Origin of the sequence: Solibacillus sp. FSL R5-0691 (genome assembly GCF_037974225.1) — a bacterium.
In the GTDB taxonomy this organism is placed as follows: domain Bacteria; phylum Bacillota; class Bacilli; order Bacillales_A; family Planococcaceae; genus Solibacillus.
Map to the genome: position 1 here is coordinate 215,001 of NZ_CP150231.1, position 19,598 is coordinate 234,598.

A 19,598-nucleotide genomic window follows, 5' to 3' on the forward strand; every position below is an offset into this window, starting at 1 on the left:
AATGGGGGAACCCACTATCTTTAATCGGATAGTATCTTCACGTGAATTCATAGCGTGTCGAAGACAGACGCAGAGAACTGAAACATCTAAGTACCTGCAGGAACAGAAAGAAAATTCGATTCCCTGAGTAGCGGCGAGCGAAACGGGAAGAGCCCAAACCAAAGAGCTTGCTCTTTGGGGTTGTAGGACACTCTATACGGAGTTACAAAAGAATGAACTAGACGAAGCGACTTGGAAAGGTCCGCGAAACGAGGTAAAAGCCCTGTAGTCAAAAGTTCATTCCCTCCAGAGTGGATCCTGAGTACGGCGGAACACGTGAAATTCCGTCGGAATCCGGGAGGACCATCTCCCAAGGCTAAATACTACCTAGTGACCGATAGTGAACCAGTACCGTGAGGGAAAGGTGAAAAGCACCCCGGAAGGGGAGTGAAATAGATCCTGAAACCGTGTGCCTACAAGTAGTTAGAGCCCGTTAATGGGTGATAGCGTGCCTTTTGTAGAATGAACCGGCGAGTTACGATTACGTGCGAGGTTAAGTTGAGAAGACGGAGCCGCAGCGAAAGCGAGTCTGAATAGGGCGAATTAGTACGTGGTCGTAGACCCGAAACCAGGTGATCTACCCATGTCCAGGGTGAAGGTGAGGTAACACTCACTGGAGGCCCGAACCCACGCACGTTGAAAAGTGCGGGGATGAGGTGTGGGTAGCGGAGAAATTCCAATCGAACCTGGAGATAGCTGGTTCTCTCCGAAATAGCTTTAGGGCTAGCCTCGTGATTGAGAATACCGGAGGTAGAGCACTGTTTGGACTAGGGGGGCATCTCGCTTTACCGAATTCAGACAAACTCCGAATGCCGGATATTTATACACGGGAGTCAGACTGCGAGTGATAAGATCCGTAGTCAAGAGGGAAACAGCCCAGACCACCAGCTAAGGTCCCCAAGTAATCGTTAAGTGGAAAAGGATGTGGCGTTGCTTAGACAACCAGGATGTTGGCTTAGAAGCAGCCATCATTTAAAGAGTGCGTAATAGCTCACTGGTCGAGTGACGCTGCGCCGAAAATGTATCGGGGCTAAACGATTCACCGAAGCTGTGGATGCATACTTTGAGTATGCGTGGTAGGAGAGCGTTCTAACAGCGTTGAAGTCAGACCGGAAGGACTGGTGGAGCGGTTAGAAGTGAGAATGCCGGTATGAGTAGCGAAACATGGGTGAGAATCCCATGCACCGTATGACTAAGGTTTCCTGAGGAAGGCTCGTCCGCTCAGGGTTAGTCGGGACCTAAGCCGAGGCCGATAGGCGTAGGCGATGGACAACAGGTTGATATTCCTGTACCACCTCCTCACCGTTTGAGAAATGGGGGGACGCAGTAGGATAGGGTAAGCACGCCGTTGGTTGCGCGTGTTCAAGCAGTAAGGCGTGTATGTAGGCAAATCCGCATACTCTAACGTTGAGCTGTGATGACGAGCTCGTATGAGCGAAGTTCCTGATTTCACACTGCCAAGAAAAGCCTCTATCGAGGTGAGAGGTGCCCGTACCGCAAACCGACACAGGTAGTCGAGGAGAGAATCCTAAGGTGTGCGAGAGAACTCTCGTTAAGGAACTCGGCAAAATGACCCCGTAACTTCGGGAGAAGGGGTGCTTCTTTGGGTGCATAGCCTAGAGAAGCCGCAGTGAATAGGCCCAGGCGACTGTTTAGCAAAAACACAGGTCTCTGCAAAACCGTAAGGTGACGTATAGGGGCTGACGCCTGCCCGGTGCTGGAAGGTTAAGAGGAGCGGTTAGCGCAAGCGAAGCTGTGAATTGAAGCCCCAGTAAACGGCGGCCGTAACTATAACGGTCCTAAGGTAGCGAAATTCCTTGTCGGGTAAGTTCCGACCCGCACGAAAGGCGTAACGATCTGGGCACTGTCTCAACGAGAGACTCGGTGAAATTATAGTACCTGTGAAGATGCAGGTTACCCGCGACAGGACGGAAAGACCCCGTGGAGCTTTACTGTAGCCTGATATTGAATTTTGGTACAACTTGTACAGGATAGGTAGGAGCCAGAGATCTCGGAGCGCCAGCTTCGAAGGAGGCGTCGGTGGGATACTACCCTGGTTGTATTGAACTTCTAACCCATGCCCCTTAGCGGGGTAGGAGACAGTGTCAGGCGGACAGTTTGACTGGGGCGGTCGCCTCCTAAAGAGTAACGGAGGCGCCCAAAGGTTCCCTCAGAATGGTTGGAAATCATTCGTAGAGTGTAAAGGCATAAGGGAGCTTGACTGCGAGACCTACAAGTCGAGCAGGGTCGAAAGACGGGCTTAGTGATCCGGTGGTTCCGCATGGAAGGGCCATCGCTCAACGGATAAAAGCTACCCCGGGGATAACAGGCTTATCTCCCCCAAGAGTCCACATCGACGGGGAGGTTTGGCACCTCGATGTCGGCTCATCGCATCCTGGGGCTGTAGTCGGTCCCAAGGGTTGGGCTGTTCGCCCATTAAAGCGGTACGCGAGCTGGGTTCAGAACGTCGTGAGACAGTTCGGTCCCTATCCGTCGTGGGCGTAGGAAATTTGAGAGGAGCTGTCCTTAGTACGAGAGGACCGGGATGGACATACCGCTGGTGTACCAGTTGTCTTGCCAAAGGCATCGCTGGGTAGCTATGTATGGACGGGATAAGTGCTGAAAGCATCTAAGCATGAAGCCCCCCTCAAGATGAGATTTCCCATTACGCAAGTAAGTAAGACCCCTGAAAGACGATCAGGTAGATAGGTTCGAGGTGGAAGTGCGGTGACGCATGCAGCTGACGAATACTAATCGGTCGAGGACTTAACCACATTTTATTGCACAATTCAATGAAACGTTTATCCAGTTTTGAAAGAATGAAAATTCTTTCAAGGGTTTTTAAAGCCCACTATAGTGAAGTGATGATGGCAAAGAGGTCACACCCGTTCCCATACCGAACACGGAAGTTAAGCTCTTTAGCGCCGATGGTAGTTGGGGGCTTCCCCCTGTGAGAGTAGGACGTCGCTTCGCTAGAATATTGGAGGATTAGCTCAGCTGGGAGAGCACCTGCCTTACAAGCAGGGGGTCGGCGGTTCGAGCCCGTCATCCTCCACCATTTCTAAAATGCCGGTGTAGCTCAGTTGGTAGAGCAACTGACTTGTAATCAGTAGGTCGAGGGTTCGACTCCTTTCGCCGGCACCATTTAGAGAGCCATTAGCTCAGTTGGTAGAGCATCTGACTTTTAATCAGAGGGTCGAAGGTTCGAGTCCTTCATGGCTCACCAGTTTTATAAAATTATACATACTGTCAGATATAAATGATCTTAAGCATTTTGCGGAAGTAGTTCAGTGGTAGAACACCACCTTGCCAAGGTGGGGGTCGCGAGTTCGAACCTCGTCTTCCGCTCCAAAATGCCGGGGTGGCGGAACTGGCAGACGCACAGGACTTAAAATCCTGCGGTGAGTGATCACCGTGCCGGTTCGATTCCGGCCCTCGGCACCATTTTATAATTCTTATCTCTAATAATGCGCGCCCGTAGCTCAATTGGATAGAGCGTCTGACTACGGATCAGAAGGTTGTGGGTTCGACTCCTGCCGGGCGCGCCATAATATATTTTTACTGACATATTCGGAATGTAGCTCAGCTTGGTAGAGCACTTGGTTTGGGACCAAGGGGTCGTAGGTTCGAATCCTGTCATTCCGACCATCATTTTGGGGCCTTAGCTCAGCTGGGAGAGCGCCTGCCTTGCACGCAGGAGGTCAGCGGTTCGATCCCGCTAGGCTCCACCATTTATATTTTATTCCCTTTGGAGGTATACCCAAGTCTGGCTGAAGGGATCGGTCTTGAAAACCGACAGGCGGGTAACACCGCGCGGGGGTTCGAATCCCTCTACCTCCTCCATTTTAATATTTTTTTCTTTAAATGTTGGTCCCGTGGTGTAGCGGTTAACATGCCTGCCTGTCACGCAGGAGATCGCCGGTTCGATCCCGGTCGGGACCGCCATTTTTTTTTATGGGTTTGTAGCTCAGTTGGTAGAGCATTAGATTGAAGCTCTAAGTGTCGGCGGTTCGATTCCGTCCAAACCCACCATACTATGGGCCTATAGCTCAGCTGGTTAGAGCGCACGCCTGATAAGCGTGAGGTCGATGGTTCGAGTCCATTTAGGCCCACCATAGTATTATTCCGAAGTAGCTCAGTTGGTAGAGCATCCGGCTGTTAACCGGCAGGTCGCAGGTTCGAGTCCTGCCTTCGGAGCCATTGGCCCGTTGGTCAAGTGGTTAAGACACCGCCCTTTCACGGCGGTAACACGGGTTCGAATCCCGTACGGGTCATATACACTTGAATGAAAACACATTGCAAAATTTGCAATGTGTTTTTTGTTGTTTTCTTTATTTCTTGACGGAAGCATCTGCTGTTTGATGAACTCATAGTAAGGTATTATAAAGTTACAATAGAAAGGGCTGTCTGAAATGAACATAGGAGCAAGCCCTTTCTGCATAAAACAGTGGGAGCAGGTGGAAAAGTGGATGCGATAATAAAAACAGGTAATAAAGCAGTCTACCCGATTATTTTCCCTTCTGACTATAGTGGATTGGGGAGTATTAACTGTTATGTCTATCAAAATGGTGAAGACTATACATTAATTGATGCGGGCATAAAAAATGAGGAATTTGAGCAGTTTTTTTATCAGAAATTGAAAGACTATAATATTGAAATTAACCAAATTACCCGTATTATTTTAACGCATTTTCATAATGACCATATAGGGGTGGTAAATCAAATTACGAATGTTTATCCGATCCCTGTCTATGCCAGTCATATCGCCATTCCTCGTCTAAAATGTGAAGATGATTACTTACAGCAAAAGCTTACCTTTTACTATGAATTGTACGAGCAATACGGCGTACCGGAATTTGCCCGTGAACGAATGTTAAAAATGGAGAATACGCTTCACAACAAAGAACATGTGATAATCTATCCGCAGATTTTGAAACTGAGGGAAGGTCAAGAAGTCGGAGGATTACAAGTAATCGCTGCTCCCGGACACTCACCGGATTCAATCTGTTTGTTTGATGAGGAGACAGGCTGGTTATTTGCGGGAGATTTTTTGTTAGCTAACGGCATGACCAGTGCTCTAATTGATCATGACGATTCAGGAAACATAACGAACCCGTTTAGCCAATATATAGATTCGATTGAAAAAATGAATGCTTATAATGTGCATACCGTGTTTGCCGGCCATAAAGGAATCTATGAAAACTTAAATGAAGTGATGGAGAAAGGCTTAAGTAAAATAGAATATAAACTGCAAAAGGTTATATCCAAAATTAGTGAAGGCCATCATACGGCGAAACAATTAGGAGAAGCAATCTATGGTGAGCGCTTTTCGAAGTATTTTACATTTATCATTTCTGAAATAATCGGGTTAACGCTCCTTGGAGAACAACGCGGTTTAATTGTGCGTAAACTGCGTAACGGGGAGTGGCATTTTACGATTAAAAGTTTGATTGAGCATAAATGAAGCAGCTGCCCAGGGGAGGCAGCTGTTTTGTTTATTTCCCCCTCTATTAACTTTCAAATTTAGATATTTGAGAGTTCTAAGCAAGTTTTCCTCAACATAGACCAATTTATATTCTAAAATATGGGATAAGAACCGATATAATAAATACGCTATATAAAAAGAGAATAGGTAGTGATACATATGAATAAATCAAAATTAATGCTAGCTGCTTTGGTCGCTATCCCAGTAAGTATTGGCATAGTAGGAGAAGTGGAAGCAGCCCCAAATGAAACAGAGGGAAAGACGCTCGCAACCCCAGAAGATATTATTAAAGCTATCGAAAGTTTAAATTCAAATTCGACAAGGTCAGAACTGGAAACTATTATAGAAGCTTATAATAGTCTTTCACAAGAATTGCGCCAACAAATTAGCAACTACAGCAAAGTGGAAGTGCTTATGGAAGATTTGGAGAAGAAAGAAGCGCAAATCGCCAATCTTATCGCAGCCGAAAAAGTTACAGAAATAATTCAAACAATCACCGATGAAACAACACCTGCTGAGATTAGTGCAGCCAGAAAAGCTTACGATGCATTAAATAGCGAAGCGAAAAAGCTAGTTGATAAACGAGTAGTTACAAACCTGGAATATTTCGAGAGCCGTTTAGCAGTGCAAAAAGCGCAAGCTGAAAAAGAAGCGAAAGTCGTCATGGATCGCATAAACCGTATCGATAAAACGAAATACACTGATGCTCAAATCAAAAGTATCCGACTGGCGTACAACGCGCTAAGTGACTTTGCGAAATCGTTTGTAACAAACCTCAACATTTTAATTGATGGCGAGAACTATATTATTTATCAAAATACAGTTGTGAAGCAGGCAAAGCTTGATGCCAATGCATTCGATATCTACATGAATGATGTTAGCCGTAGTTCGACAACACAGGAAATTGCAAAAGCCCGTTCACTATACAACAACTTATCGGCGGAAGCAAAAAGACATGTAACAACATTGGAAAAGCTTGTCCGTCTTGAAACAATGTGGAGAGACCCGTATTATATTGAGCTTGTGTATACGTACTATCCAGATTATATCCATGATATAAAGCCTGGTGGAGTAGTCATTGAAAAGCCATCATACGACCCGCTTTACATTCCGGACGATTCGGCGAGTACTGTGGCGACAACGATTCCAAAAACAGCAAGCTGGTCACAATATGAAACGATGACTTACCAAAATGGACGCTATTCAACACAGATTACTTCTTCTCAAGTGAAAAACAACGCAGACCGGAATATCCGTTTAAAAGCAGGAGATATTGAAATTATTATTCCTACGTCAGAAATTCAAAGCTCTACAGCAGCGGTTGGAGTGTCTGTAAATGTGACGAATAACCAGTTGAACATTCAGTTTACAGAAGGAAATCGTGCAAAAACATTTGCAAGTACAGTTGAAGTTCATGTTCCGGTATCAAAATTAAAAGCGAATACTTCGCAAGTGGTTCAGCGTGTTACGTCAACAGGTACATCACCGGCATCATTTAAAGTGGATGGCTCAACATTCATTATCCGTACAGCGACGGGTGGTACATTTAAAGCAGCGAACAGCAATGTCATCTATACGGATATTCCAAATAATGACCAAGGACGTGCGATACGGGAGCTGACAAAGCGCGGTATACTATTTAATACAAAAAACCGCCTGGTGCAAAGCTCTAAACAAGTAAGCAGACTTGATGTTGCAGTGATGATTGCATCTGCACTTGATGTATCGAGTAACACTAAATCAAAATATTTAGATATAGCCAATACACAGCAGTTGAAACTCGTTCAAGGTTTATTGGAAGCGGGAATTATGAGCGGGGCTACATCGAGCCGGTTTGCACCTAATGCCTCTGTGACAAAGCAAGAAGCAGCCATCATTATAGCCAACATGTACCGTTACTTAAATCAGGATTTGGCGAAAGCGTATAATGAACTAAACTTCAGCTATACAGATATCGCAAACCTGACATTTGAAGCACGTCAAAGCATAGCGATTTTAGAGCTATTTGGAGTTGTTGATGGGGAAGGCCTATTTAATCCGGAGAAAGCATTATCGCGCGGTGAGTTTGCCGAGCTTATATACAATGCATTAATAGCAATAGACTACTTATAAAATTCATAAACCTATGATTCCCACTTAGGAGTCATAGGTTTTTTAGTGGAAAACAGCTATGTTGGGATAGAAAAAGAAGTCGGATGCTCTGACAACTCCTTTACAAATACGCTATAATTAACAACTACAGCACACATGCACAAAAGGAGTTTTCGCATGGTCTATTTATCGATGATTTTCTTCAAAATTGTAGCACCAATTTTAATTTTGCTTATTATAGGTGCCATTTTACAGCGCAAGTTCCAGTTTAACCTTAAAGCCTTATCCCAACTCATTACATACTGTTTTATGCCGGCAGCAGTGTTTATCAATATTTATGAAACTTCCATTGAAATGAGTGTACTTGGACAAATTACGATTTTTATTATTTTGTTTATCGGTGCACAAATGCTGTTAAGTCAGCTGCTCGCAAAAATGTTAAAACTTGATAAAAAGGAATCGGCTGTTTTCAAAAACAGTGTTGTCCTTATAAACTCCGGTAACTATGGGATTCCAGTCGCACAAATGATATTTGCAACTCAGCCGATCGGGGTAGCAATTCAAGTTATTCTAGTTATTTTTCAAAATATGACGACGTATACATATGGCTTGTATAATTTAATCTCATCAACAAAATCAGGAATTGCGATTGTCCGGGACTTTCTGAAAATGCCGATCGTTCATGCGCTGATTATTGGCGCGGCATTGAATTACTTTCACGTCCCGATTCCGGAAACATTCAGTATTCCGCTTGAACATATTGCAGACGGATTTGTGGCGGTTGCGCTTATTACATTGGGGGCACAGCTTTCTACAATTGAAATGCGTTCGATGTTCAATAAAACAATTTTCGTCAGCTGCTTTACACGGTTGATAGTCGGTCCGGCAACAGCACTTCTTATTATTTTTGCATTGGGCCTGGACGGGGTAGTGGCACAGTCTCTATTTATCGCAAGTGCATTCCCGACATCCAGAAACAGTTCCAGCTTGGCGCTTGAGTATGATATCGAATCAGCTACAGCAGCTCAGACAGTACTGTTTTCAACGATTATCAGCTGTTTAACAGTAACGGTTGTAATTTATTTATCGACAATTTTATTTGCATAGACAAGGGCTGCAGTAAAGGTGAATTCAACTTTTACTGCAGCCCTTTTCACATAAAAAAACCGCAAGTATCCCCTCAGATACTTGCGGTTGTAAGCGATTATAGTTGGATATCAATAACGCTTTCGTAAACTTACGAAAAGTTAGTGAATTTAACAATTTGAGCAAGAAGCTAAATTCATAGAGTACATCTTAGTACATACTTACTGGATTAGAGTATGGGTTTGAAAGGTCCATACCATCTAATGAAAGACCCATTGCCTTCGCTACACCTTCACCATATGCTGGATCAGCTAAGTAGCAGTGTAAAATGTGACGGCGTTTGATGAATTCTTCAACACCGTTCATTTCAGCAGCAGTTGTTTCGAATAAACGTTGTTGCTGTTCCGGAGTTTGAAGACGGAATAATTTACCTGGTTGCTCGAAGTAGTTGTTGTCATCTTCACGGAAATCGTAGATGTCAGCTGGACCATCAAGAGCTAATGCAGGATCTTTATATTGTGTTTGGCCTTGTAATGCGCCATAGCTATTTGGATAGTAAGTAATAGCTGCACCACGGTTTCCGTCAGCACGGCCTTGACCATCACGGTGATATACCATGAATGGGCATTTTGGTGTGTTTACAGGAATTTGATGGTGGTTAACGCCTAAACGGTAACGAGTTGCATCTTGGTAAGCGAATAAACGCGCTTGTAACATACGGTCTGGTGAGAATGAAATACCAGGTACTACGTTTGATGGAGCGAATGCAGCTTGCTCAACATCAGCGAAGTAGTTTTCCGGGTTACGGTTTAACTCGAATTCCCCAACTTCAATTAACGGGTACTCAGACTTGTACCAAACTTTTGTTAAGTCGAATGGGTTGTCCTTAGAGTTGCGAGCCTGCTCTTCAGTCATCACTTGGATGTACATTTTCCATTTCGGGAAATCGCCTTTTTCGATAGACTCGAATAGGTCACGTTGTGAAGATTCACGGTCTTTACCGATAATTTCAGCCGCTTCTGCACTTGTTAAGTTTTCAATGCCTTGTTGAGAACGGAAGTGGAATTTCACGTATACGCGTTCGCCAGCTTCGTTGATCATTGAGTAAGTATGAGAACCGAATCCGTGCATTTTGCGGTATCCGTTTGGAATACCACGGTCAGACATTACGATCGTTACTTGGTGTAATGCTTCAGGTAATGAAGTCCAGAAATCCCAGTTTGAGTTACCGTTGTGCATGTTTGTTTTTGGATCACGCTTAACAACGTGGTTTAAATCCGGGAAGTGTAATGGATCACGGAAGAAGAATACAGGTGTGTTGTTACCAACCATATCCCAGTTACCTTCTTCAGTATAGAATTTTAATGCGAAACCGCGAATATCACGCTCTGCATCAGCCGCACCGCGCTCACCAGCTACAGTTGAGAAACGTGCGAACATTTCTGTTTTCTTACCGATTTCAGAAAAGATTTTTGCTTTTGTATATTTTGTAATGTCATGCGTTACAGTAAATGTACCGAATGCACCTGAACCTTTTGCGTGCATACGACGCTCAGGGATTACTTCACGGTTAAAGTTTGCTAATTTCTCAATTAGAAATACATCTTGTAATAAAAGCGGACCGCGACGACCAGCTGTCATCGAATCATCGTTTGATACTACTGGAGCACCAGTAATCGTTGTTAAACGTTCGTTTGTCATATGTAGTTCCTCCTAATATTTTTTGAAAAACCCTTCATAAATAATATAACAAATCTAAATCATAATTTCTACTAGATTATAATAATTCTTTTTAAGTAATATTTATATTAAAGAATTAGTTATTAAAAATGGATAGTTCAGATAATATAGGTTATTAGTAAATTATACCTTTAATTAGCAGGAAAAGGTAAATATTGCTCCGCATTTTTAGTTGGAAAAGTGTTTCCTTTATTAGTCGACAAATGTGGGGAGTTCTTCTATTATTTCCTATATAATAGAAGCGACTACCATACGAAAGGACATGGTTATGCAACTTACATTAACTTTTATCATTTTGGCGGTTACAATTATTTTATTTACGACGAACAGATTGCGGGCAGACCTTGTCGCAGTAATGGCATTATTATCATTTGTAATATTAAATATTTTGACACCTGCTGAAGCGCTGGCAGGGTTTTCGAATTCTGTAGTCATTATGATAGCGGGACTATTTGTTGTCGGGGCAGGTATTTTAAGAACGGGACTTGCTGGTATGGCAGGAAACCTTCTATTGAAATGGTCAGGGGATATTGAGCTCCGTCTCTTTATATTGCTTCTTGTAATTGTTGCAATTGTCGGGGCGTTTATGAGCAATACAGGTACGGTCGCGCTAATGCTGCCGATTGTGGTATCGATAGCAATCAGCATTAAAGTAAATCCGTCCAAGTTTTTAATGCCGCTCTCTTACATTGCGAGTATGTCGGGGTTGATGACGTTAATTGCATCGCCGACAAATTTAATTGCTTCCCAAACGCTTGTTGATCATGGGTTTGAAAAGCTGGGATTTTTCACGATCACGCCAATCGGAATTATCGCAACGATTACCGTTATTATTTATTTAGTATTAGTACGTAATGTACTGTTGCCGAATGAGGAAAATCGTTCGCAGTCAAGTGCAGGGTATAAGCTTTCTCCAAAGAAAATTGCCAAAGAATATGATTTGCATGATAAACTGTTCCGCGTTGTCGTTACCGAGCATTCGACAATCCTAGAACAAAAGCTTGCTGATTTGAAGCTTCCGGCAACCTACCATATTTATATTATGAAAATAAAGCGCGGTGCCGCGCAGGACGGGTTAAATTTACGACCGATGACGTATCAGGAATTGGCAGGACCGACAAGTGTGATTCATGTCGGTGATGAGCTGTATGTTCAAGGTCTGGCAGATGATGTAGCGCGTTTTGCTCATGATTTTGCGTTAACGGTTCAGCCGTTCGAAGATCATGCAAAAGAGCTGGTAACGAAAAAAATCGGTGTGGCCGAAGTACTATTAACACCGCAGTCACGTCTTATTAGGGAAACGGTCAGTAAAATCGGGTTTCGTGAAAAATACAATTTGAATATTTTAGGGATCAACCGTAAAGGGGACTACTTATTGAAAGACATGGCCGATCAGAAACTGCGGTTCGGTGATGCAATTTTAGTACAAGGAACATGGGACGAAATCGAGCTGTTGTCCCGCGAAACGCAAGATGTTGTAGTAGTGGGACAACCGCGTGAGCTGGCAGGCGCAATTGCAGCAAACGGAAAGGCACCGATAGCCGGAATTATCATGCTGCTGATGATCGGGCTTATGGTGTTTGAAGTATTTGATGCCGTCATTGCTGTATTAATCGGTGCTGTTCTGATGATTATTACAGGCTGTCTGCGCAATATGGATGATGCTTACAGTAAAATGAACTTCGAAAGCATTGTGCTCGTAGCAGCAATGCTTCCGATGGCGACAGCGCTTGAGAAAACAGGTGGAATGACAATTCTCGCAGAAGGCATTATCAGTGTGCTCGGTGATTTCGGTCCATATGGTGTGTTGATGGGGATTTATTTATTGACCGTTATATTCGGGCAATTTGTTAGTAATACGGCAACAGCGGTACTGTTTTCACCGATTGCCATCACTGCAGCACTTGCTATGGATGCGAATCCGTATACCTTTATGATCGGGGTAACAACTGCTGCGAGTATGGCGTTTGCGACACCGATTGCATCGCCGACTAACTCCCTTGTGTTAACAGCTGGTGGCTATAAATTTATGGATTTCGTGAAAGTCGGTGTGCCGTTGCAGGTGATTATGTTTATCGTCATGATGATTGCGGTACCGTTACTGTTTCCGTTTTAAAGTGATTATTGGAACGATTTCGTTTTTGTGATCAATAACTTGTTGAGTTCTATTCCAAGGAAAGCGTCCCCGGAATAGAACTTAATTTTTTGCTGAACCGGCTGTTTTCCTCACCTGCAATCTATAGCGGTAAGGGGTTAACTGGTAGTATTCCCGGAATACTTTAGTGAAGTAATTGCCGTCTGTGAAGCCGACCATTTCTGCGATTGATCCGATTCCCAAACTCGTTTCTATTAATAATTTTTCGGCTTGCTGTACGCGATACTGCTGCAAATATTTCTTGAATGGTATGCCGCGTTTTTTTGAAAACACATTGCTCAAATAATTGGTGCTTATATTTAATTCGTTTGCGGCATGTTGTAATGTCAGCTCAGCATTAGTATAATCGCGCTCAATTATTTCAACAGCCAGCTCCGTATAGTCAGCAATCTGCTGTTGCTGCAGATTTTTCCTCGCATCGATCAATCGCTGCGTAAACAAAATAAACTCCTGTACAATCGCATATAAAATCGGATGCTCTAAAATAAAATGGAACAGTGCGCGGTATTGCTGTTCCATTTTTGCTTGCTGCTGCAGATGATACTTCATCATAAATCGGCGGATTTGCGCCAAAATACTCGTCAAATGAATACGCACATCATCCTGATGATAATAGGTTGAGACTTTTGTCAGCGTATATAAAAACGCCTTAATTGCTTTCAAATCACCGTTTTCAAGACTCGTAATCCATAGCTGCTGTTCTTCAGGAGTCAAAAGCGGATCAAGCCTCGTCACATGAAGTGTTTGTGAACTTTTAAAAATATGGGAGTATCCTTTATAAAAGCGCTGTGCCAATGTTTTTTTGCATGCTTGGTACATTGTCAGCAATGTTGTCTCATTCCCGTCATAAACGGCAATGTTCAGCGATTCCCCACTGAATTTCTCCCATTCCTGGCTCATGATTCGAAGCTGTCTGAATAGATTGGTAAAAACATCGATTTCTACAATGCAAATTACCCGGTTTTGCAACGGAAGGGCAATGTGATTATGGAAAATAGGCAATTCAATGAGCCACTCATACAGCATTAAATTATGCTCGTAATCTGCACACTCAATTAAAAAGAAAGACTTTCCATCTAAAGGGAATATACCTGGCTTATTTAAATACAAATCCGAATATAACTGTATTTCAAATGGAACCGTACTGCTTGCAGATGCTGTCGGCTTAGTTGAAGGGATTTTCAGCAAAGCAGACTTCAATTGCTCCAATGGTACGGGCTTCACAAAAAGATCGATCGCCTTTAAGCGGATAGCTTTCATTGCCTGCTGAAAAATGGGTTCCGCTGTAATACCGATAACGGGAATTGTCTGCTTTTGTTTTTGTAAATACTGCTCTACAGAAGGAGAAACAAGTTCCATTTCAATAAGAAGTACTTCCGGTTTGGTATCTTCAATTGTTTCAATTATTGTACTGCCATCTTCTACGCCAATTACTTCAATATCCCGCATGAAATAATTTCTTAAATACCAATCAATTCCTACAATTTCTTCAAAATCCCGCTCAACAATTAAGATTTTCAATCAAACACCACCTTTAATAATTACTATTTCATATATAAATACTACAAATCATCCAAATTAATTTTACTTTCATTAAATTTTACTATAATTGATGTTTTTATTCTATTTATTCCGAATTGAAAGAAAACTAGAATGGAAATTACAAAGGAGTGGTGGAATGACAAAGTACCAAGAGGAACAGGAACTGCCGAAAGTTGGACAGTTTGAAGTGAGTATTTTCATGAAAATGGTGTTTTGCAGCTTAATCGGGATTTTTAGTTTTTTTATCACATTTGAATGGAATGGAAAAACATCGATTTTAATCGACCATATCGTAAGTGCATTCACGACATTCACACCAACATTAGTAAACGGGTATGTGTTGATTCTTTTAGTACTTGGAGCATTTTATCCATTTGTCAAGAAAAAGTGGAATACCTCAAAAGTAAATATGGTGTTATCCATTTTTAAGTTGGGCGGACTTGTTGCAGGGGTAATGCTTATTTTCGGATTTGGTCCGGCTTGGTTATTTAATCCGGATATCGGTCCATTTTTATTAGAAAAACTTATTAAGCCGGTGGGTCTGGTTATTCCGATTGGATCGATTTTTTTGGCATTGCTCGTTTGTTATGGCTTGCTTGAATTTATCGGGGTACTTATGCAACCGGTAATGAAGCCGATTTTCAAAACACCGGGTCGTTCAGCGGTTGATGCGGTAGCCTCATTTGTTGGCAGCTATTCGGTTGGCTTAATATTGACGAACCGTGTTTATAAAGAAGGAAAATATACAGCGAAAGAATCTGCCATTATTGCGACAGGCTTCTCTACAGTGTCCGCTACTTTTATGGTAGTCGTCGCAAAAACGCTGGATTTAATGGAATACTGGAACGCATTTTTCTGGGTGACGTTAGTTGTGACATTCATTGTTACTGCGATTACAGCCCGGATTTATCCATTAAACAAAATTAAAGATGAATACTATGAAGGCTCAACACCTCAGCCTGAAAAAATCGTAAAAGCTGATCGTTTAAAAGTAGCTTGGGCAGAAGCGGTAGATGCAGCAAAGACAAACCCGTCTTTACCTAAAAACTTATACATTCATTTAAAAGACGGCTTTATTATGGCGATGGGGGTCATACCATCCATTTTATCTATTGGACTATTAGGAATGGTATTGGCAATTTATACACCGCTGTTTGACTGGCTGGCATATATTTTCGCGCCATTTACGTATTTACTGCAAATTCCTGATCCGATGCTGACAGCTAAAGCGTTGTCATTATCGATAGCGGAAATGTTTTTACCGGCAATGATTGTAACGGAGGCCGTTCTTGTAACGAAGTTTATCGTAGCTGTCATTTCGATTTCAGCTATTTTATTCTTCTCAGCTGTCATTCCTGTTATTTTATCGACAGATATCCCGTTATCAATTCGTCAAATGCTCATTATCTGGTTTGAGCGAGTTGTTTTAACACTCATATTCGTTACCCCAATAGCATTTATCTTATTCTAACTTCAAATTAAAGGAGAGATTTTTATGGTATATAAAACAAACATCCGTGCTCCACGTGGTTCTGAGCTTTCATGTAAAGGGTGGACACAGGAAGCGGCTATGCGCATGCTGATGAACAATTTAGATCCGGAAGTAGCGGAAAATCCGGATGAGCTAGTCGTATATGGCGGTATCGGGAAAGCAGCACGTGATTGGGAAAGCTACGAAAAACTCATTGCAACATTAAAAGAATTGGAAAATGACGAAACGATGATTGTGCAGTCCGGAAAACCGGTTGCAGTATTCAGAACACATGAAAATGCACCGCGCGTACTGATCGCCAACTCGAATTTGGTGCCTGGCTGGGCGAATTGGGACCACTTCTATGAACTGGAAGAACGCAACTTAATGATGTACGGGCAAATGACAGCGGGCTCATGGATTTATATCGGGGCACAAGGTATTTTACAAGGAACATATTTAAGCTTTGTGGAAGCAGGGAAAAAGAAGTTTGGAACAGCTGACCTTCGTGGTAAGTGGATATTAACTGGTGGTATGGGCGGTATGAGTGGTGCCCAGCCATTAGCCGGAAAAATGGCGGGAGCAGTCATTTTAGTTGTTGAAGTGGACCGTGCACGAATCGAACGCAAAATAAATGAAGGCTACTGTGATTACCTTGTCGAAACAGTAGATGAGGCGATAGCGCTTGTCAATAAGTTAACGGCTGCTAAAGAACCTGCATCAATTGGTTTAGTAGGAAACTGTGCGGACATTAACCGTGAGCTGTTAAATCGCGGCATGATTCCGGATTTCGTGACAGACCAGACATCTGCGCACGACCCGATCAACGGCTATATTCCAAACGGGATGACGTTGGAGGAAGCACTTCAATTGCGCAAAACAGATGTGAAAACATATGAGCGCCGAGCGAAGGAAACGATGGCAGAGCATGTACGGACAATGCTTGAATTCCAGCAGGCAGGTGCGGAAACATTCGATTACGGAAACAATATCCGTGCGTATGCAAAGGAAATGGGTGTGGAAAATGCATTTGATTTCCCTGGTTTTGTACCTGCGTATATCCGTCCGTTATTCTGTGAAGGAAAAGGACCTTTCCGTTGGGCAGCATTATCTGGCGACCCGGAGGATATTTATAAAACAGATGCTTTGGCAAAAGAAATGTTTGCTGAGGATAAGGCATTAGTAAACTGGATTGATATGGCGCAGAAAATGGTGAAGTGGCAAGGCTTACCTGCCCGCATTTGCTGGCTGGGGTATGGCGACCGCCACCGCTTTGCACTGCGCGTCAATGAAATGGTTGCAAATGGTGAATTGAAAGCGCCGATCGTATTCGGTCGTGATCATTTGGACTCTGGATCTGTCGCTTCGCCAAACCGTGAGACAGAAGGAATGCAGGACGGATCGGATGCTGTATCAGATTGGCCATTATTAAATGCGCTCGTCAATACGGCAGGCGGTGCAAGCTGGGTGAGTATCCATCATGGCGGCGGTGTAGGAATGGGTTATTCCCAACATGCTGGTCAAGTGTTAGTAGCTGACGGAACAACACTTGCTGCAGAAAAGATCAATCGCGTGCTTATTTCTGACCCGGGTATGGGGGTTGTACGCCATGCAGATGCAGGCTACGACATTGCAGTTCGCACAGCAAAAGAAAAAGGTATCAATATGCCGATGCTAAAAGGATGATGAACTTTGGCTATTTTAATAAATAATGCAAATGAAGTATTAACAATGGAATGTGATGTGAAATTACCGCGCCGCCGTGAGCAAATGAGCGAGCTCGGTCTGAAAAAAGAGGTAAGTGTTTTAATCGAAAACGATCGCATTGCAATGATTGCACCTCTTGATGAAATAAAACAAGAATATCCGCATCTAGTAAGCGATGCCGAGGTTATTGATGCACGCGGGAAGATTGTTATGCCGGGTCTTGTTGACTGCCATACACATTTAGTACATGGGGGGACACGTGAACATGAGCTGAATATGCGCCTTGCCGGAAGGTCCTATATGGACATTATGAATGCAGGTGGCGGGATTCACTATACGACGACAAAAACGCGCGAAGCGAATTTTGATGAGCTATACAACAAAACCGTTCAGCACTTAAACGTGTTTTTGCGTCACGGTGTTACAACGGTTGAAGCAAAATCAGGCTACGGCCTTGATCTTGAAAACGAACTCAAACAGCTTTATGTTGTAAAGAAACTGCAGGAAGAGCATGTTGTCGATATCGTCTCTACTTTTATGGGTGCACATGCTGTTCCGAAAGAATTTAAAGGCAATGAAGATCAATTCGTGAAAATTATAATCGAGCAGATGATTCCAAAAGTGGCGGAATTGGGGCTTGCGGAATTCAATGATGTCTTTTGCGAAAAAGGGGTGTTCACACCTGAGCAATCCCGCCTGATTTTGGAAGCGGGGAAAGAATACGGACTGACACCGAAAATTCATGCAGATGAAATTGAGCCGTATGAAGGCGCGGAACTCGCTGCAGAAGTAGGGGCCATCTCCGCAGAGCATTTACTCGTTGCTTCAGATGAAGGAATTGCAGCTATGGCAAAGGCCGGTACGATTGCTGTACTCTTGCCGGGAACCGCCTTCTTTTTACGCGCACCGTATGCAAGGGGTCGCCTGATGGTTGATAGTGGTGTACCTGTAGCAATTTCAACGGACTTTAATCCGGGTTCTTCGCCAACGATCAGCTTGCCGTTCATTCAAAATTTGGCGTGCATGAACATGGGAATGACGATGGAAGAAGTGCTTTGTGCAACGACGATCAATGCTGCCCATGCGATAAAACGCGCCGACCAGGTCGGTACGCTCGAAAAAGGTAAACAGGCCGATGTACTGATTTTAGACGTCCCGAATTATAAGCAGCTTCAATATTTTTACGGGATGAATCATACAGACACTGTCATTAAAGCAGGAAACGTCGTTGTGAAAGGTGGCAGCTTACTGTGAGCAAGTTCCTAGTAAGTCCGGCAACTTCTTGGAATCGGGTGGAATCTGAAGATTTGAAGGTAAAAGACTGGATTGTGCCAAGTTATGGGGAGCTTTCAGATAACTTTGATGTGGTCATTACAGGAGTACCGCTGTCACGTTCATCAATTAGTGCTTCAGCAGCTTCGGAATATCCGGATTTTTTCCGAAAAAGCTGGAATCTGTTTACTACGTATTCAATTGATGAGGATGTGGATATTCGGGAACTACGGGTTGCGGATGTTGGCGATGTGAAAATGCACGGAACGAATATTTTGCAGTGTCATGACAATATCGAACAAGCGATGATGGATATATTGAATAATTGTCCTGCGAGCTTCTATGTACAAATTGGCGGAGATCATTCGGTTACTGCCCCGGTTGTAAGGGCTTTTGCAAATTCTTCCGGCAAACGAATCGGTATTTTACAGTTTGATACCCATCTGGATTTACGAGCAACGGAATCAGATGGACCGACAAATGGTACGCCGATCCGTCAGCTGCTTGATGCAGGGATAGTGAAGGGTGAGGATGTGTACAACATCGGGCTGCACGGTTTTTATAATGCCCCGAGCCTTATTTGTACTGCGGACCATTATGGGGTGAATCGTATTACGTTAAAGGATTTCCGTCGTCGTGGCGCGGAGTCCATAATCGCGAATGTCATGGAAGAGCTTTCTGGAAAAGTAGATATTGTTTATGTGACAGTTGATATGGACGTACTTGATATTGCATATGCCCCGGGAGTTCCTGCGTCCACACCAGGTGGGATGCGGACAGAAGAGCTTTTTGATTTGCTTTATGAAGTGGGGAAATATGAAATTGTAAAAGGTATGGATTTCGTCTGTGTTGATCCGCACCGTGATACACGTGAATTGCAGACAGTAAAAGCTGGGGTTTATGCGTTTTTAACAATGATGGTATCGAGATTTGTGCATTTAAAATGAAAAGAAGGCCGAATTTCTTTTTAAGGAAATTCGGTTTTTTTATGAATTAAAATAGAATAAAAG

Annotated in this window: 10 protein-coding genes, 14 tRNA genes and 2 rRNA genes (1 of these 26 only partly in view); 24 read left to right on the top strand and 2 right to left on the bottom strand. The window is 43.2% G+C overall.

All coding sequences use genetic code 11. The annotated features are described in order from the left end of the window. The 19 genes from MKY51_RS01065 to MKY51_RS01155 form a co-directional block, all read left to right on the top strand. Window positions 1–2,813 (top strand): 23S ribosomal RNA (locus MKY51_RS01065) (it extends 116 nt beyond the left edge of the window). An 83-nt stretch (window positions 2,814–2,896) separates the two neighbouring features. Continuing rightward, window positions 2,897–3,012, top strand: a 5S ribosomal RNA gene (gene rrf, locus MKY51_RS01070). Window positions 3,013–3,021: 9 nt separating this feature from the next. After that, window positions 3,022–3,097 (top strand) — tRNA-Val (locus tag MKY51_RS01075). A gap of 10 nt (window positions 3,098–3,107) precedes the next feature. Further along, window positions 3,108–3,183, top strand: a tRNA-Thr gene (locus MKY51_RS01080). A 6-nt stretch (window positions 3,184–3,189) separates the two neighbouring features. Beyond that, window positions 3,190–3,265 (top strand) — tRNA-Lys (locus MKY51_RS01085). Window positions 3,266–3,315: 50 nt separating this feature from the next. Then, window positions 3,316–3,390: transfer RNA gene (locus MKY51_RS01090), tRNA-Gly, on the top strand. Window positions 3,391–3,394: 4 nt separating this feature from the next. After that, window positions 3,395–3,483 (top strand) — tRNA-Leu (locus MKY51_RS01095). A gap of 27 nt (window positions 3,484–3,510) precedes the next feature. Next, window positions 3,511–3,587, top strand: a tRNA-Arg gene (locus MKY51_RS01100). A gap of 23 nt (window positions 3,588–3,610) precedes the next feature. Further along, window positions 3,611–3,687: transfer RNA gene (locus MKY51_RS01105), tRNA-Pro, on the top strand. A 7-nt stretch (window positions 3,688–3,694) separates the two neighbouring features. Then, a tRNA-Ala gene (locus MKY51_RS01110) sits at window positions 3,695–3,770 on the top strand. 19 nt (window positions 3,771–3,789) lie between these two features. After that, a tRNA-Ser gene (locus tag MKY51_RS01115) sits at window positions 3,790–3,882 on the top strand. A gap of 26 nt (window positions 3,883–3,908) precedes the next feature. Continuing rightward, window positions 3,909–3,984: transfer RNA gene (locus tag MKY51_RS01120), tRNA-Asp, on the top strand. 11 nt (window positions 3,985–3,995) lie between these two features. Then, a tRNA-Phe gene (locus MKY51_RS01125) sits at window positions 3,996–4,071 on the top strand. Window positions 4,072–4,077: 6 nt separating this feature from the next. Continuing rightward, window positions 4,078–4,154, top strand: a tRNA-Ile gene (locus MKY51_RS01130). Window positions 4,155–4,163: 9 nt separating this feature from the next. Continuing rightward, a tRNA-Asn gene (locus tag MKY51_RS01135) sits at window positions 4,164–4,239 on the top strand. A gap of 2 nt (window positions 4,240–4,241) precedes the next feature. Beyond that, window positions 4,242–4,313, top strand: a tRNA-Glu gene (locus tag MKY51_RS01140). A gap of 191 nt (window positions 4,314–4,504) precedes the next feature. Next, on the top strand, window positions 4,505–5,503 hold the full coding sequence (locus MKY51_RS01145) for an MBL fold metallo-hydrolase (protein ID WP_339174789.1): 999 nt from the start codon (window positions 4,505–4,507) through the stop codon (window positions 5,501–5,503). Between the two features lie 180 nt (window positions 5,504–5,683). Beyond that, entirely contained in the window at window positions 5,684–7,636 is a 1,953-nt protein-coding gene (locus MKY51_RS01150; RefSeq protein ID WP_339174790.1) for an S-layer homology domain-containing protein, read from the top strand. A gap of 156 nt (window positions 7,637–7,792) precedes the next feature. Next, window positions 7,793–8,722 carry an AEC family transporter gene (locus MKY51_RS01155; RefSeq protein WP_339174791.1) on the top strand — a complete coding sequence of 310 codons (930 nt, stop codon included), beginning with the start codon at window positions 7,793–7,795 and terminating at the stop codon, window positions 8,720–8,722. Between the two features lie 189 nt (window positions 8,723–8,911). On the opposite strand, the gene MKY51_RS01160 is transcribed toward MKY51_RS01155, so the two are convergent. Continuing rightward, entirely contained in the window at window positions 8,912–10,402 is a 1,491-nt protein-coding gene (locus tag MKY51_RS01160) for a catalase (protein WP_339174792.1), read from the bottom strand. Between the two features lie 307 nt (window positions 10,403–10,709). Between MKY51_RS01160 and MKY51_RS01165 the strand changes: the two genes are divergently transcribed. Beyond that, the gene (locus MKY51_RS01165) at window positions 10,710–12,557 is read left to right on the top strand and encodes an SLC13 family permease (protein WP_339174793.1); all 1,848 of its coding nucleotides are present in this window, start codon (window positions 10,710–10,712) and stop codon (window positions 12,555–12,557) included. A gap of 81 nt (window positions 12,558–12,638) precedes the next feature. On the opposite strand, the gene MKY51_RS01170 is transcribed toward MKY51_RS01165, so the two are convergent. Then, window positions 12,639–14,117 (bottom strand): helix-turn-helix domain-containing protein, encoded by a 1,479-nt coding sequence (locus MKY51_RS01170; RefSeq protein WP_339174794.1) that lies wholly within the window; start codon window positions 14,115–14,117, stop codon window positions 12,639–12,641. Window positions 14,118–14,274: 157 nt separating this feature from the next. Here MKY51_RS01170 and MKY51_RS01175 point away from each other — a divergent pair, with 157 nt between their 5' ends. Genes MKY51_RS01175 through MKY51_RS01190 form a run of 4 tightly spaced genes read left to right on the top strand, consistent with a single transcriptional unit; the run spans window position 14,275 to window position 19,535 of the window. Continuing rightward, complete coding sequence (locus tag MKY51_RS01175; RefSeq protein WP_339174795.1) at window positions 14,275–15,609, top strand: YjiH family protein; 1,335 nt, start codon at window positions 14,275–14,277, stop codon at window positions 15,607–15,609. Window positions 15,610–15,633: 24 nt separating this feature from the next. Continuing rightward, complete coding sequence (hutU, locus tag MKY51_RS01180) at window positions 15,634–17,295, top strand: urocanate hydratase (RefSeq protein WP_339174797.1); 1,662 nt, start codon at window positions 15,634–15,636, stop codon at window positions 17,293–17,295. A gap of 45 nt (window positions 17,296–17,340) precedes the next feature. Next, on the top strand, window positions 17,341–18,570 hold the full coding sequence (hutI, locus tag MKY51_RS01185) for an imidazolonepropionase (protein ID WP_339176551.1): 1,230 nt from the start codon (window positions 17,341–17,343) through the stop codon (window positions 18,568–18,570). Continuing rightward, the gene (locus MKY51_RS01190) at window positions 18,567–19,535 is read left to right on the top strand and encodes an agmatinase family protein (protein WP_339174798.1); all 969 of its coding nucleotides are present in this window, start codon (window positions 18,567–18,569) and stop codon (window positions 19,533–19,535) included. Before hutI ends, MKY51_RS01190 begins: the two co-directional genes overlap by 4 nt. Window positions 19,536–19,598: the final 63 nt, after the last annotated feature.

Bases quoted from the DNA above. Each gene is read 5' to 3' on its own strand.
- MKY51_RS01150 (WP_339174790.1), top strand. From the start codon at position 5,684: ATGAATAAATCAAAATTAATGCTAGCTGCTTTGGTCGCTATCCCAGTA.
- MKY51_RS01155 (WP_339174791.1), top strand. From the start codon at position 7,793: ATGGTCTATTTATCGATGATTTTCTTCAAAATTGTAGCACCAATTTTA.
- MKY51_RS01160 (WP_339174792.1), bottom strand. From the start codon at position 10,402: ATGACAAACGAACGTTTAACAACGATTACTGGTGCTCCAGTAGTATCA.
- MKY51_RS01165 (WP_339174793.1), top strand. From the start codon at position 10,710: ATGCAACTTACATTAACTTTTATCATTTTGGCGGTTACAATTATTTTA.
- MKY51_RS01175 (WP_339174795.1), top strand. From the start codon at position 14,275: ATGACAAAGTACCAAGAGGAACAGGAACTGCCGAAAGTTGGACAGTTT.
- hutU (WP_339174797.1), top strand. From the start codon at position 15,634: ATGGTATATAAAACAAACATCCGTGCTCCACGTGGTTCTGAGCTTTCA.
- hutI (WP_339176551.1), top strand. From the start codon at position 17,341: ATGGAATGTGATGTGAAATTACCGCGCCGCCGTGAGCAAATGAGCGAG.